The 14,466-nt window shown below is 70.0% G+C and carries 13 protein-coding genes; 10 read left to right on the forward strand and 3 right to left on the reverse strand.

Annotation, left to right across the window (positions count from 1 at the left end; genetic code table 11):
* The first annotated feature begins 354 nt into the window (after positions 1 to 354).
* The 7 genes from DLJ53_RS13845 to DLJ53_RS13875 all read left to right on the forward strand — a co-directional run bounded on the left by DLJ53_RS13845 (position 355) and on the right by DLJ53_RS13875 (position 7,849).
* Positions 355 to 975, forward strand: coding sequence for a TRAP transporter small permease (locus tag DLJ53_RS13845; protein ID WP_146619949.1), 621 nt, complete (start codon positions 355 to 357; stop codon positions 973 to 975).
* Complete coding sequence (locus DLJ53_RS13850) at positions 972 to 2,273, forward strand: TRAP transporter large permease (protein ID WP_111346038.1); 1,302 nt, start codon at positions 972 to 974, stop codon at positions 2,271 to 2,273. Before DLJ53_RS13845 ends, DLJ53_RS13850 begins: the two co-directional genes overlap by 4 nt.
* A 31-nt stretch (positions 2,274 to 2,304) precedes the next feature.
* Positions 2,305 to 3,321, forward strand: coding sequence for a TRAP transporter substrate-binding protein (locus DLJ53_RS13855; RefSeq protein WP_111346039.1), 1,017 nt, complete (start codon positions 2,305 to 2,307; stop codon positions 3,319 to 3,321).
* 70 nt (positions 3,322 to 3,391) lie between these two features.
* On the forward strand, positions 3,392 to 4,624 hold the full coding sequence (locus tag DLJ53_RS13860; RefSeq protein WP_111346041.1) for an alpha-hydroxy acid oxidase: 1,233 nt from the start codon (positions 3,392 to 3,394) through the stop codon (positions 4,622 to 4,624).
* An 8-nt stretch (positions 4,625 to 4,632) separates the two neighbouring features.
* Positions 4,633 to 5,928 carry an NtaA/DmoA family FMN-dependent monooxygenase gene (locus tag DLJ53_RS13865; protein WP_202913128.1) on the forward strand — a complete coding sequence of 432 codons (1,296 nt, stop codon included), beginning with the start codon at positions 4,633 to 4,635 and terminating at the stop codon, positions 5,926 to 5,928.
* A gap of 21 nt (positions 5,929 to 5,949) precedes the next feature.
* Positions 5,950 to 6,804, forward strand: a complete 855-nt coding sequence (locus DLJ53_RS13870; RefSeq protein WP_111346044.1) for an amidohydrolase family protein — start codon at positions 5,950 to 5,952, stop codon at positions 6,802 to 6,804.
* 88 nt (positions 6,805 to 6,892) lie between these two features.
* On the forward strand, positions 6,893 to 7,849 hold the full coding sequence (locus tag DLJ53_RS13875) for a LysR family transcriptional regulator (protein ID WP_111346045.1): 957 nt from the start codon (positions 6,893 to 6,895) through the stop codon (positions 7,847 to 7,849).
* A gap of 274 nt (positions 7,850 to 8,123) precedes the next feature.
* Here DLJ53_RS13875 and DLJ53_RS13880 read toward each other — a convergent pair whose 3' ends face one another.
* Both DLJ53_RS13880 and DLJ53_RS13885 read right to left on the reverse strand, forming a co-directional pair.
* On the reverse strand, positions 8,124 to 9,260 hold the full coding sequence (locus tag DLJ53_RS13880) for an FAS1-like dehydratase domain-containing protein (protein WP_111346047.1): 1,137 nt from the start codon (positions 9,258 to 9,260) through the stop codon (positions 8,124 to 8,126).
* A 29-nt stretch (positions 9,261 to 9,289) separates the two neighbouring features.
* Positions 9,290 to 10,864: an acetate--CoA ligase gene (locus DLJ53_RS13885; protein ID WP_111346048.1), complete on the reverse strand. Its 1,575-nt coding sequence runs from the start codon at positions 10,862 to 10,864 to the stop codon at positions 9,290 to 9,292.
* Between the two features lie 144 nt (positions 10,865 to 11,008).
* Between DLJ53_RS13885 and DLJ53_RS13890 the strand changes: the two genes are divergently transcribed.
* Genes DLJ53_RS13890 through DLJ53_RS13900 form a run of 3 tightly spaced genes read left to right on the forward strand, consistent with a single transcriptional unit; the run spans position 11,009 to position 13,442 of the window.
* The gene (locus DLJ53_RS13890) at positions 11,009 to 11,800 is read left to right on the forward strand and encodes an IclR family transcriptional regulator (protein ID WP_111346050.1); all 792 of its coding nucleotides are present in this window, start codon (positions 11,009 to 11,011) and stop codon (positions 11,798 to 11,800) included.
* Positions 11,800 to 12,219: a PaaI family thioesterase gene (locus tag DLJ53_RS13895; RefSeq protein ID WP_111346051.1), complete on the forward strand. Its 420-nt coding sequence runs from the start codon at positions 11,800 to 11,802 to the stop codon at positions 12,217 to 12,219. The genes DLJ53_RS13890 and DLJ53_RS13895 overlap by 1 nt, the downstream gene beginning before the upstream one ends.
* A complete protein-coding gene (locus tag DLJ53_RS13900) occupies positions 12,216 to 13,442 on the forward strand; it encodes a CaiB/BaiF CoA transferase family protein (protein WP_111346053.1) in 1,227 nt (408 codons plus the stop codon). The genes DLJ53_RS13895 and DLJ53_RS13900 overlap by 4 nt, the downstream gene beginning before the upstream one ends.
* Positions 13,443 to 13,689: 247 nt before the next feature.
* Here DLJ53_RS13900 and cnbZ read toward each other — a convergent pair whose 3' ends face one another.
* Positions 13,690 to 14,439 carry a 2-amino-5-chloromuconate deaminase CnbZ gene (gene cnbZ / locus DLJ53_RS13905; RefSeq protein ID WP_111346054.1) on the reverse strand — a complete coding sequence of 250 codons (750 nt, stop codon included), beginning with the start codon at positions 14,437 to 14,439 and terminating at the stop codon, positions 13,690 to 13,692.
* Positions 14,440 to 14,466: the final 27 nt, after the last annotated feature.

A 14,466-nucleotide genomic window follows, 5' to 3' on the forward strand; every position in this document is an offset into this window, starting at 1 on the left:
GATCGCCGCCGGGATCAAGTGACTTCGAGGCCGGAACGCGTCGTCATCGCGATCGTCAATGGCAGACGTGAACCAATCGCCACAGGCGCGGGCTCAAGCATGCGAACCATCACTTTTGCCGATGGATGTCATCAGAAGAAGATGGCTTTTGCTCGTGCGGCCCACCCGTCACAATCGCTGCAATGGACTGCGATCGCCCGGCAATTCGGGGTCGCCGCCCACGGGAGACGCGCTCTCCGGTCGACAGACAACAATTACCGCCGCCCCATGCGGACGGACAAGTCGATCGGCGCGCAGTTCAAGGACATGACCGGCCGGCCGAGTGGCCGGGATCGGATGGGCAGAGGCTGAAAGTTGGCTCTGGGATCTCGTAACGACCAGCACGACCGGGTCCTCGCACCCGAACCGTCGGACGCGATGCGCCTCGCCGAGGGCGCGGACCGCGTCCTGCGCACACTGGACACCGCCGCGATGGCGGTCTCGGCGCTCTCCATCGTCGCGATGACGGCGCTCGTCAGCCTCGAGGTGATCTTGCGCGCGACGCTCGGCGCCTCGACGCTGATCGCCTCGGAGTTCGCGGGCTACCTCCTCGTCAGCACCGTCTACCTCGGCCTCGCCTGGACGTTCCGCTGCGGCGGCTTCATCCGCGTGGAGGTGGTCCACGGCGCGCTGAAGGGGACGCTCCTGCGCCTCGTCAACGTGGTCATCGCGGCGATCGCGACGGCGACGCTGCTCGTCTACTCCTACTATCTCGTCCGCTTCGTCTCGCAGAACATGGCGACGGGCGTGACGTCGATCTACGTCTCGCGCACGCCGCTGTGGATCCCGCAGCTCGCGATGCCGCTCGGCGCCGGGCTCCTCACCCTGACCATGGCCGCCCACACGGTGCGTTCGGCCGCCCTCCTCCTCGGCTTCGCCGCGGCGGAGGACAAGGCCGCGCACTTCGCGGCCGAGCAGGCGGCGGGCCCGCTATGACCTGGGTCGGCTTCTCCGTCTTCGCCATCGTCACGCTCTTCGCGCTGCTGGCGTCGGGCGTCTGGATCGCCATCGCGCTGATGACGACGGGCATGACCGGGCTCTACCTGGAAGGCGGCACGCGCACCTTCCTGGCGCTCGGCTCGATCAGCTGGAACTCCATCAACAGCTTCACCCTCAGCCCCGTCCCGATGTTCATCGTGATGGGCGCCGTCATCCTGCGGTGCGGCGTCGCCGAGCGGTTCTACGCCGCCCTCGCCACCTGGATGCGCGTCCTGCCGGGCGGGCTCCTCCAGTCCAACATCGTCGCCTGCAGCGTGTTCGCCGCCGCCTCCGGGTCGAGCGTCGCGACCGCCGGGACCATCGGCACGGTGACGATCCCGGAGCTGAAGCGGCGCGGTTACGATCCCGGCATGATCTTCGGCTCGCTGGCGGCGGGCGGGACGCTCGGCATCCTCATCCCGCCCAGCATCGTGATGATCATCTACGCCTCGCTCGTGGACGTGTCGGTCGCCAAGCTCTTCATGGCGGGCGTCGTTCCGGGCATCCTCCTGGCGCTCGTTTTCATGGGCTACATCGCCGTGCGCTGCACCGCCCGGCGCGAACTGGCGCCGGTGGAGGAGACGACGGAACGGCCGAGCCTGCGCTCGCTCCTCGACGTGCTGCCGCTCGTCTCGCTGATCCTCGCCGTCATGGGCTCGATCTACCTCGGCTGGGCGACGGCGACGGAGGCGGCGGCCATCGGCGTGCTGGCCAGCCTCGTCATCGCGGCGCTCTACGGCGGGCTCAGCTGGGCCAACCTGAAGCAGGCGCACATGGAGGCGGTGCGCACCACCTGCATGGTGCTCGTCATCGTGGTGGCGGCGCAGATCTTCTCGCACTGCCTCGTCTACTCCGGCGTCAGCCGCTCCCTGACCGAGTACGTGATCTCGCTGCAGCTGCCGACCTTCGTCCTCTTCCTGGCGATCGTCGCGCTCTACATCCTGCTCGGCTGCCTGATCGACGGGGCGTCGATGATGCTGCTGACGCTCCCGGTCCTCTTCCCGATCGTGGTGGGTGCCGGGTTCGACCTCGTCTGGTTCGGCGTGGTGGTGGTGATCCTGATCGAGATCGGGATGATCACGCCGCCGATCGGCCTCAACCTCTTCGTGCTCCACGGCATGAGCGGCGGCACGCCCTACGCGGCCGTCGCCCGCGGGGCGCTTCCCTACGTCGTGCTGATGTTCGCCTTCCTCATGCTGCTGTGGCTGGTGCCGGACCTCGCGCTCTGGCTCCCCGCGCATGTGGGCGGCCGATGAAAGACCAATAAAAACATAAGGGAGGACAACTATGATCCGAGTTCGTCCAGCGCGGCGGTCGGTTCTGAAAGGGATCGGCGCGCTCGCCATCGTCACGGCGACCGGGCCCCGGGCCTTCGCCGGCCCCATCCGGTGGGACTTCACGATCTACTACGGCCCCGGCCACGCCTACACCAGGCTCTACACCAGGTTCGCCGAGGAGGTCGGCAAGCGCACCAACGGCGAGCTCGACATCACCGTCAGGACCGCGGGCGAGATGCCGTTCAGCGCGACCGAGGCCGTCACGGTCGCCGGCCAGGGCCAGGTGGCGATGGCGCTCGGCTACCAGGGCTTCATCGCCGGCACCACCAAGATCGCGGCGATGCCGGGCCTTCCCTTCCTGATGCGCAACCGCGAGGAGACGCTGAAGGGCATGGAGGTGCTCCTTCCCTACGTCGAGGCCGCCGTCGGCAGGTTCGGCGCCAGGGTGCTGATGTGGAACGGCGAGAACTGGCCGCAGAACCTCTACGGCCGCGGCACGCCGATGACGAAGCTCGAGGACCTCGACAACCAGAGCGCCCGCGGCTCCAGTCCGGAGCAGAGCGACGTCATCCGTCACTTCGGCGGCGCCCCCGTCACCCTGACGACGCCGGAGGTGCCGGAGGCGATGAACCGGGGCGTCATCGACGCGGTGTTCACCGGCGCGGCCAACATCACCGGCTCCAAATGGACCGAGTTCCTCGACTGGGGGTACATCTGCGACCTGCACGGCGCGCCCGAGTACACCCTCGTCAACGCCGAGATGTACGACGAGCTCCCGGAGGACATGCGCGGCATCCTCGAGGCCACCGTCGCGGAGATCCGCCCGGCCATGGCCGACGCGCTGAAGGCGGCGAACGACGAGTCGCTGTCGACGCTGCGCGAGGAACTCGAGATCGTCGACGCGTCGGCCGAGGACATCAAGCGCTACGAGAGCGATTTCGTCGGCTACTGGGAGAACTGGGCCAAGGACGCCGGTCCCGACGGTGCCGAGGCGCTCGCCCGGATCCGCGACGCGCTCGGCAAGTAACCGCTCTTCCGGCTCCGGCCGCCCGCGCGGCCGGGGTCGTCTCCCGACCCCTTTTCCGGACATCAACGCCATGAAACTCGAACAAGCCGTCTGTGTGGAAGACATGGCACGCCTCGCCCGGCAGGCGCTGCCGCGCATCGCGTACGACTTCATCGACGGCGGCGTCGAGGGCGAGGTCGGCCTCGCCCGAAACCGCTCCGAGTTCGACCGCTACAAGCTCCTGCCGCGCTACCTCGTCGACGTCGCCAGCCGGCCGCAGACGGTGACGCTCTTCGGGCGCGAGTACACCGCCCCGTTCGGCGTCTCGCCGATGGGCCTCGCCGGTTTCTTCCGCAAGGGCGCCGACCTCATGATCGCGCGCGCCGCGGCGAAGGCGGGCGTTCCCTACATCATGTCGAGCGCGAGCTGCGATTCCATCGAGGCGGCGGTGAAGGAAGCGCCCGGCACGACGTGGTTCCAGATCTACGGGACGCGCAATCCCGACATCACGATGGACCTCGTGCGACGCGCCACGGCGCTCGACGTCCCGGTCCTCGTGATGACCATCGACACCCCCGTCATCGGCAAGCGCGAACGCAACATGCGCAACGGCTTCCGCCGCCCCATGAAGATGACGCCGGACGTCATCCTGCAGGGCCTCTCGCGCCCGGCGTGGACCCTCGCCTACCTGCGCGAGGGCGGCATCCCGATGATGCAGAACTGGCAGCCCTACGCCGCCGCCGGCGCCAGCGCCGACGACGTCGCCGACCTCTACGGCACCGAGACACCCGCGCCCGGCCAGACCTGGGAGATCCTGGAGGCGGTGCGCGCCGCATGGCCGGGCCCGCTCGCCGTGAAGGGCGTCCTCCACCCGGACGACGCGCGGCGGGCGCAGGCCATCGGTGCCGACGGCCTCGTCGTCTCCAACCATGGCGGCCGCCAGCTCGACTCGGCGCCGGCGCCGATCGAGATGCTGCCGGCGATCGTCGAGGCGACCGGCGGGCGAATGGAGATCCTCGTCGACAGCGGCGTCCGGCGCGGCTCCGACATCGGCAAGCTCCTGTGCCTCGGCGCCAGGGCGGCGCTCGTCGGGCGGCCGGCGATGTTCGGCGCGGCGGCGGCGGGCGAGCCGGGCGTCGCCCACGTCTTCAGGATTCTCCGCCAGGAGATCGACCTTCTCATGGGGCAGATGGGGTGGCCGGACCTCTCCGCCGCGCGCCCCGAATGCCTGATCGACACCCGCTCACCCGACCAGCCGATGCGCCGCGCGGCGACGGCCCCCGAGCCCGCGCCCGGCCACCTCAAGAAAGTAGCCATGCCGTGACGAAACAAATGCATCTGATCGGGTTCTACATGCACAGCCCGATCAACCACTCCATCATGAGCTGGACCGATCCGGAGGACGACCGCGTCGACGGGTTGGCGACCTTCGAGCACTGGAAGCGGCTCGCCCGGACGCTGGAGCGCGGCTGCTTCGACGGCGCCTTCTTCGCCGACACGCCCGGCGGCTTCGACCGCTACCGCGACAGCCTCGACGACTACGTGCGCTACGGCGTCACCTGGCCGTGCTACGACCCGATGGCCCCGGTGAGCGTGATGCTCGCGGAGACCGAGCACCTCGGCCTCGCCGTCACCGCATCGACCTCCGGCAGCCACCCGTACACGACGGTCCGGCGGATCTCGACGCTCGACTACATGAGCGGCGGGCGGATGGGCTGGAACATCGTCTCGGGACACCTCAGGGGCGAGCACCGCGCGCTCGGCATCCCCCAGCTCGAGCACGACGCCCGCTACGACCACGCCGACGAGTACATGGAGGTCTGCTACCGCCTCTGGAACGGCGTCGACCAGGCGGCCGTCCTCGCCGACCGGGACGGCGGCATCTACGCCGACCCCGCCCATGTCGACGTCGTCGACTTCGACGGCGAGCATTTCCGCTGCCACGCGGTTCCGCCGACGCTCCCCTCGCGCCAGGGTCGCCCGGTGCTCTTCCAGGCAGGCACCTCCGGCCGGGGCCAGCAGTTCGCGATGAAGCACGCCGACGTCGTCTTCTCCATCCAGCCGCGCGAGGAGGGCATGGTGAAGTTCGTGAAGTCCTTCAACGAGGCGGCGGCCGCGGCGGGCCGGCGCGACGCGCCCGGCGTCACCTTCGGCGTCCAGTGCGTCCTCGGCGGCACCGAGGCCGAGGCGCGCGCGCGGCAGGTGGAGATTGCCGAGCGCGTGCCTCTCGACGCCGCGCTCTGCCGCATGTCCGGCACGCTCGGCATCGACTTCAGCACCCTCGACATGGACACCCCGCTCGCCGAGCAGACCACCGACGCCTCGCGCGGCATGCTGATGGCGCTCGCCTCGATGGCGGGCGACCGCGAGGCGACGATCCGCGACGCCGCCCGCATCTTCGGCGCCTCGACCGGGATGGCGCAGATCGTCGGCACGCCCGAGCAGGTGGCCGAGCGGCTGGAGACCATCTGGCGCGCGAGCGGCTGCCACGGCTTCAACGTGACGCCGACGACGAACCTCAGGAGCGTGGAGGACTTCGTCGACCAGGTCGTGCCGATCCTCCAGCGGCGCGGCGTGTTCCGGACGGAATACGACGGCCACACCTTCAAAGACACCCTCCTCAACTGACGAGAACCGACGAGAACCGCCATGGCCGCGCCAGATACCACCGACGCCCTCTCCCGCCCGCGCATCGCGGTGCCGGCGGGGGCGTGCGACACGCACATGCACATCTACGACAACCGCTACCCGACGTCGGAGAAGGCCTACCTCTTCCCGCCCGACCGCACGGTGGCCGACTACCGCAAGGTGCAGGCACGCCTCGGCCTCGAGCGGACGGTGATCGTGCAGCCCGTGACCTACGGCTTCGACAATTCCTGCACGATGGACGCCGTCGCCGACCTCGGCGACACGGCACGGGCGGTGGTGACGGTGCCGGTCGACATTCCGGAGGCCGAGCTCGACGCGCTGTGGCGGAAGGGTGCGCGCGGCTTCCGTTTCCACCAGATGCGGGGCGGCATGCTCTCCTGGGACGAGCTGAAGACGATGGCCGGCCGCATCGCCGGATCGCCGTGGCACGTCCAGGTCCAGCTCGACGGACTGGAGCTGCCGCAATACGAGGCGCTCCTCGCCGATCTCCCGACGACGGTCGTCCTCGACCACATGGGCCGCTTCTCCGAGCCGGTGGGCCTCGACCACGAGGCGGTGCAGGCGCTGCTGCGCCTCGTGCGGCGGCCGAACGTCTACGTGAAGATGTCGGGCGTCTACTACATCTCCGCGACCGGCGAGCCCGACTATGCCGACATGCGCCCGCTCGCGGCGGCGCTCGCCGGGGCGGCCGAGGGCCGCGTGCTGTGGGGCTCGGACTGGCCGCACCCGACGAAGTCCGACGACGAGATGCCGGACGACGCCGCGCTCCTCGACTTCCTCGCCGCGGCGGCCCCGGACGAGGCGGCGCGCAAGACCATCCTGGTGGACACGCCGGCGAAACTCTACGGCTTCTGACGCGGCGGCCGCTTGCCACCCGCGGGCGGGACCGCGAGAATTGCCCCCGCGGTGACGTGCCGGAAGAGCGCGGCCGCGGGAGGACGTCATGCTGGGCCGGATCTCGCTCGATCAGCTTCAGATCCTGATCACCGTCGTCGAGACGGGAAGCTTCTCGGCAGGCGCGCGCAAGCTGAACCGCGCCCAGTCGGCGGTCAGCCAGTCGGTTCAGGGCCTCGAGGACGCGCTGGGGCTGCAGCTCTTCGACCGGTCCAAGAAGCTGCCGCGCCTCACCGACGCCGGGGTCGCCATCCTGGCGGACGCTAGGCGGGTGGTCTCCAGCGTCGAGGCGTTGCAGGCGCGGGCGACGAGCATCTCGTCGGAGGCCGAACCGGAGATCTCCATCGCCATCGAGCAGGTGTTCCCGGCGGAGGCGCTCATCGCCTCGCTGAGCGAGTTCCAGCGGCGCTATCCGTCGGTCTCGGTGACGCTCCTCGCCGAGGGTCTCGGCGCGCCGGAGCAGTCGCTCAAGGACGACATCGCCAAGCTCGCGATCTATTCCCCGCCCCATGACGGGCAGCCCGGGATCGAGTGCGAGTTCTTCGGGGACGTGCCGATCTCGGTGGTGGCGGCGGCGAGCCACCCGCTGGCGCGGATCGAGGGGCCGATCAGCCAGGCCGAGCTGGACGAGCACGTGCAGCTTCTCCTGACGGACCGCACGCGCAAGTATCGCGGCGTCGTCATCGGCTCACGGCACTGGCGGTTCATCGACCAGCTCAACCGGCTCGACTTCGTGGTCAACGGCCTCGGCTGGTGCACGATGCCGACGCACCTCGCGCGCGAGCACCTCGACAACGGCACGCTGGTGGAGCTCGACCTCGCGATCCACCGGGGGCGGATGCTGAAGTTCCCGCTCTATGCCGCCTACAAGCGCGACCACTGGCCGGGCCCGGCGGCACGCTGGCTCCTGACGGACCTGCGCGAACGCTTCGAGGAGTGGGTGGCCCGCACGTCGGCCGGCTCGGCCGAGACGCAGGGCATACAGGTCCGCGTCTCGCTCGCCTGAGGCGCGGTCCCGCCCGCCTCAACGGCACGGCGTCCCCGCCCCCGCGCCACGGCAAGGCGGTCCCTCAGCCTGTTCCTCGGAGCCAGCCGTCGCTGAAGCCCGAAAAGAGACGGAGGCCGGTTCCGTCAAGGGCCGGCTTGCCGGGCGGAGCGAACCCTTGACGGAACCGGTCTCCGGCTCCGGGCTTCTCTTCAGCGACGGGTGGCTTCGAGGAACAGGCGCCCGCCCCTGTTCCTTGGTGAAGCCCGAGCCCCCGCGGCCATTCGCGCTCGCCTCAGCGCTTCGGCAGCGCGACGATGGCCGATCCGATGGCGGACGTCTCGTCGTCCTGGTTTGAGGCGCGCTGGCTGATCTCGACGAGGTAGCGGCCGTTCTCCTCGTACTTGCGTGCGACCTCGCCGTGGATGAGGACGATGTCGCCCTCCGGGTTGTGGCGGCGCACCTGGCACTTGGCGCGGGCGAGGAAGCCGTCGTCGCCCATCCAGTTGGTGACGTGGTGGGTGAGCCAGGAGCAGCGCTCCGGGCCGTAGTCGTAGGCGCCGGGAGCGCCGACCGCGAGGGCGAAGTCCTCCTCCCAGTGGACGCGCTCGGGGCAGTCGGGGATGCCGAAGCGGTTCTTGATGCCGAGCCCCGGGTGGTTCGCCTGCTGGCGCCAGGCGAGCTTGTTGGCGCGGATGTAGAGGCCCCCCCAGCCCTGCGCGTAGGCAATGAAGCCGGTGACGGTCATCGGCCCCTTGACCATGGTCGGCAGCGGCTCGCCCTCGACGACGTCGTCCCAGTAGCGGGTCTCGGCGCCGCGGATCGTCTCCTCCTCGTAGAGCCTGTAGTAGGCGGCGAGCTCCTCCTCGGTATAGACGCGGGCCTCGCGGGCGCGGACCGCCGAGTACTTGGTCCCCTTCTCGCGGGCGTAGTCGCGGTCGGTGCGGAAGCACCAGCTGTCGGCCTCGGCGAGGAGCGTGCCCTCCGGGTCGTAGAAGTTGACGTGGTAGATCTGCTGGACGGCACGGCCGGCGAAGCGGGTGTCGTGCTCGACGAGGTCCTTGAGCCAGGCCTCGGTGCGGATCTCGGTGTTGCGGCGGATGGGCGCGTGCCAGGTCCAGTCGGCCCCGGACCACATGGCGTGAACGCCGGCGAGACCGCCGACGTAGCCGGAGATGATGCGGCTCGTCGCGAAGAGGAAGCTCGGCAGGGCGATGACGTCGCCGTACCTCGTGGTGCGGGCATAGGCGGGGTCGCACCAGAGCGGGTTGTCGTCGCCGATGCCGTGCGCGTAGTGGCGGATGTTGTCTCGCGTCGCCTCGTAGCACCAGGGCTCGACCGTCTTCTCGATCTTGACGCCGATCCGTGCGCGCAGGTCGTCCATTCCCTCCGGGGTGATCTTGGGGAAACGGCTATGGACGGTCTCGTTCATCGGGCATTCCTCCTGGCGGTGGCGGGCGGTCAGGCCGCGCCGACGGCATGTTGTTGTTCGTTGTCGCGCAGGACCTTGCGGTTGACCTTGCCGGCGGGGGTCTTGGGCAGGGCGTCGACGAAGGCGACCTGGCGCGGATATTCGTGGCGGCTGAGGTTGGTGCGAACGAGGTCCTGGATCTCGCCGGCGAGCGCCTCGGTGGTCTCCCCCCTCGCGACGACGAAGGCCTTGACCACCTGGCCGCGCACCGCGTCGGGAACGCCGATGGCGGCGGCCTCCATGACGCGGGGATGTTTCAGGATCGCGTCCTCGATCTCGACGGCGCTCATGGTCCACCCGGCGGAGATGATGACGTCGTCGGCGCGCCCGGCGTGGTAGAAATAGCCGTCGGCGTCGACGCGGCCGAGGTCCTTGGTGGGGAACCACGTCCCCCGCCGCTCGACCATCAGCTCACCGATCTCGCCTGGGGGTGCGGGCGTTCCGTCCGGCCGGTGGACCTCGACGGTCACGCCGGGGACGGGCTTGCCGAGCGAGCCGGGGCGCACCGCGAAGTCGGCGGCGCCCGGGTAGTTGGCGAGGATCACGCCGATCTCGGTCGTGCCGTACATGCTGCAGACGGGGGTGCCGAAGAGCGCCTCGCAGAACTCGGCCGTCTCGCTGTCGAGCGGCTCGCCGGTAAAGGAGAGCTTCTCGATCGCGAGGCGGAAGTCCCCGGCGCGGCCGGAGTTCCTCATCATCCGGTAGTGCGTTGCCGCGGCGGAGAGGTTGGTGATCGAAAAGTCCTGGAGCGCCTGGAGCAGACGGACGGGGTCGAACCTGCCGCTGAAGGTGCCGGTCGAGACGCCGAGCGCGAGGGGCGCCAGGGTGCCGTGCCACAGGCCGTGCCCCCAGGCCGGCGAGGACGGGCAGAAGAAGCGGTCGCCCGGCCGGACCCCGGTGGCGTAGAGCGCGGCCACCATCAGCGTGACGATGGAGCGGTGCGAGTGGCGCACAGCCGCAGGCAGGAGCCGCGTCGTGCCGGAGGTGTACTGCAGCACGGCGAGGTCGTCGCCCGCGGTGTCGCACGCGAAGGACCGCGGCAGGTCCGACAGGCCGTCCAGGAACGCGCGGTCGCAGACCACCACTTCGGTCCCGCCGGCAGCCTCCGCGTCGGCGCGCTTCTCCGCGTTGGTAAAGAGGAGCCGGGGCGCGCAGTCGTCGACGCGCAGGCGGATGCCGTCGGGGCCGAAGAGGGTGAACATCGGCACCGCCACCGCGCCCGCCTTCATCGCGCCGAAGAGGGCGACGTAGAACGGCATCGACGGCTCCAGCATGACCGCGACGCGGTCGCCCTTCGCGATCCCGCGCGCCCTGAGGGCGTGGGCGAACTGGGCGGAGCGGGCGGAGAGTTCGGCGAACGTGACGATCTCGTCGCGCCCGTCGGCGTGGGCGATGCGCAGGGCGACGCCGTCACCGGCCCGGCCGTCGTCCGCCGCGTGCCGGTCGACGCATTCGTGGGCGATGTTGATCGCCTCGCGCGTCCCGTCGAACAGCGCCCAGAGGGCGGCGTTCGAGAAGTGGGCCCGGGCGTCCCCGTAGGCGGTGAACTCAGTCAAAGACGGCACGCGCCATGTCCTCCCGCGTTGTCACCGGCTCGCCTCTCGCGAGCGTCTCCTGTCGTTGTGTGGGAGAATTAAAAACGGAACCAATCATTGTCAATACACAATGATTATTGTACAGATACAACGAATAGCCGTGACGAGGGTGCTTTGACGAAGACCGACAACGACGTGAGGCGGCGCCAGGTGCCCGCGGTGACCCGCGCGATCGCGATTCTGCGCCGGCTGGCCCGGGCGGACGAGCCGCTGGGCGTGAACGAGCTGGCGCGCGAGCTCGACATGGTGCCAAGTACGTGCCTGCACATTCTGCGGGTGCTGCAGGAGGAAGGCTTCGTGTCCTCGGACGCGCGGCGGCGCGGCTATTCGATCGACGTCGGGATCCTGCCGATCGCCAATGCGGCGCTGCGCAAGAACACGTTCGCGACGCTGGTGCAGGCCGGGCTCGACGACATCGCGGCGCGGTTCGACACGACCTGCGTCGCGACGACCCTTCTCGAGATGCAGCACATGGTGGTCGTGGCGCTGTCCGAGGCGCGGATGGCGTTCCGGCTGCACGTGGAGCTCGGCAGCCGCTTTCCGACGCTGACGAGCGCCACCGGCCGCTGCGTCGCCGCGTTCACGGACGTCGACCGCAAGACGCTGAAGGGGATGTTCGACCGGCAGAAATGGGACGTTCCACCGACCTTCGACACCTGGCGCGAGGAGGTCGAGGAGGCGAGGCGCAGCGGCTACGCGGTGGACCGGGGCAACTACATCTCCGGCGTGACGGTGGTCGCGGTGCCGGTGTTCGATGCGGGCGGGCGGATGGCGCACTCGATCGTCGCCATCGGCATCAAGGAGCGAGTGGACAAGGTCGGGCTGGGCAGGCTCGCCAATGCGCTGCTGGAGCTTCGCGACGACCTCGCGGCGCGGCAGGGCGAGCGCACGCCGGTGGGCCGCTGATGGACCGGCCGGTGCCGCCCGAGGGGTGGAAGGCGATGGAGTTTCCCGGCCTGATCGGGCGGCTGGGGCCGCTGCTGTCGCAGCGCAACGGCGACGGGTGGCGCTACGGCCTCGTGGTCGAGCCGATGCACACCAACGTCCTCGGCATCGTCCACGGCGGCACGCTGATGACGCTCCTCGACCAGACGGCCACGCTGGAGGCTGTGTGGCGCACCAGGGAACGGTCGATCGTGACGATCTCGATGACGACGCGTTTCCTCGGCGCCGGCCGCCTCGGCGACCTCCTCGTGGGCGAGGGACGGCTCACGAAGGTCACGCGCTCGCTGATCTTCCTGGAGGCGGCGATTTCGGCCGGCGGCGAGCCGGTCGCGGACGCCTCCGTCATCATGAAACGAACAGGAACCGGGGGGAAGGAATGACCAACCACACGGAAGCGCGCGCCGGGCCGCTCGCCGGGATCCGGGTGCTCGACTTCTCGCGCATCCTGTCCGGGCCCTACGCGACGATGGTCCTCGCCGATCTCGGCGCCGACGTCGTCAAGATCGAGGAGGTCGGCAAGGGGGACGACGTGCGCGCCTTTCCGCCGATGCAGGGGCCGCTGAGCCACTATTTCATCGCGCTCAACCGCAACAAGCGGAGCATCGCGCTCAACCTCAAGACGGAGAAGGGCAAGGAGATCGCGAAGGCGCTGGCCGCCTCCTCCGACATCGTCATCGAGAACTTCCGCCCCGGCGTGATGGACCGGCTCGGGCTCGGCTACGACGTCCTTTCGGCGGATCATCCGGAGCTGATCTACTGCTCGATCTCCGGGTTCGGCGCAGGGAGTCCGCTCGCCGGCAAGCCGGCGTTCGACATCGTCACCCAGGCGCTGTCCGGCCTGATGAGCGTCAACAGCGAGCCGGGCGCGGCGCCCAACCGGCTGGGCCTGCCGATGGGGGACATGGCGGGCAGCATCTTCTGCGTCTTCGGCGTCCTCGCGGCCCTCCACGAGCGGTCGGTGACCGGGCGCGGGAAGCGGCTGGACGTGGCGATGCTGGACAGCCTCATCGGCATGCTGGGGTACCTGTCGCAGATCTACTTCGTGTCCGGCGCGCCGCCGAAGGCGGTCGGGACGAAGCACGCCAGCATCGTTCCCTACGGGGCGTTCCCGACGGCGGACGGGCACGTCATCGTCGCCTGTCTCACCGAGGGGTTCTGGAAGTCGTTCGCCCGGTGCCTCGACATGCCGGAGCTCCTCGCGGACCCGCGCTTCGCCGAGTACACGCAGCGCCTCGCCCACCGCGAGGCGCTGGAGGGGCTGATCGAGGCGCGCATGCGCACCGCGACCACGGAGCATTGGCTGGAGCGGCTCGACGCGTTCGACGTGCCCAACGCGCCGATCCTCGACGTCGGCGAGGCGCTGGAGCAGGAGCACGTCGCCGCGCGCGGGCTGGTCGCGGCGATGGATCACCCGTCGGCAGGGCGGCTGCGGATGGTGAAGGGCCCCATCCGCTTCGACGGGGAGGGTCTGGAGCCGCGCCTTCCCCCGCCCCTTCTCGGCGAGCACAGCTTCGACGTCTTGCGGGACGTGCTCGGCTACGACGAGGCCACGTGCCACAGCCTCGAGGCCGCCGGCGTCGTCGAGGCGAGCGCCGGAGGCTGACCGCCCGCAACCGGACAGGCACGACTCTCTCCCCCTCTTTCGCGCGGCGCCCGCGCAATCCCGGGCGGGAGCCTGATCGCTGATGGGTCCCGAGCCCGCCGGAGGCCCCCGGCCTCTCCCACCGTGACCGGCGGCGCCGGAACAGCGAGCCGGAGCGCCCCGGGCATGGCCGGACTCGGGACGCTCCGTCGCTCATCGAGCAAGGACGCGTATCCCGCTCGAACGACGCCGCCGAAGCGCGTTCGTGCTAAACGATGACGCGCTCGTCGACGACGCGGCGGGTGTCCATCTCGTAGTCGAGGGCCACGATCGGCGGGCGGGCGAAGTGCCAGGTTGCGCCGTGGCGGGCGGCGCCCCGAGCGACGAGCTCCTCGGCGAGGAAGGAGTGGATCGGGAACACGGTGTAGATCTGCGCCGCGGTGGTGTCGGCCCAGCCCTTGCCGAACGGCGCCATGCGCCGCTCCATCTCGCCGAGCACGTGGCGGGCCTTGGCGCGCATACCCTCGGGGCTCTGGTCGCCGCGGGCAACGACGTGGTCGAAGTAGTTGTTCATGCCCTCGGGGACCTCGCCGCTGCCGGCGATCACGAAGGTCCCCTCGACGCCGGACGGCACCGTGTAGGAGAAGGCGTGGAAGCTCGGGGTCGCGGGCGCCCCCAGCTCCGGACACACGTTGCTGCGGGCGACGGGGTTGATGCCGTCCTTGTAGATCCCCCAGGCCTCGAGCGTTCCGCAGTAGAGCTCGTTGAAGGCACGGAAGCCCTCCTCGGAGAACTGGCCGGGGGAGCGCAGCTCGCAGGCGCAGAACGATGCGAGGGGCCGGCTCTCGCCCTCGAGGTGCGCCTTGATGCGCTCGAAGCCGTCCGCGAGCGGGACCGGCGCGTCGAAGCGCACGCGGCGGATCTCGAAGCCGGGCAGCGCGCCGACGCCGCAGGAATACTGGAAGACGCCCGGCATGTAGGCGTAGCCGCCCTCGGGCATCTCGACGGTGTCTGACATCGTGGGTCTCCTAAGGCGCCGCATCCG

It is taken from the genome of Acuticoccus sediminis (assembly GCF_003258595.1).
GTDB classification, from domain to species: Bacteria; Pseudomonadota; Alphaproteobacteria; order Rhizobiales; family Amorphaceae; genus Acuticoccus; species Acuticoccus sediminis.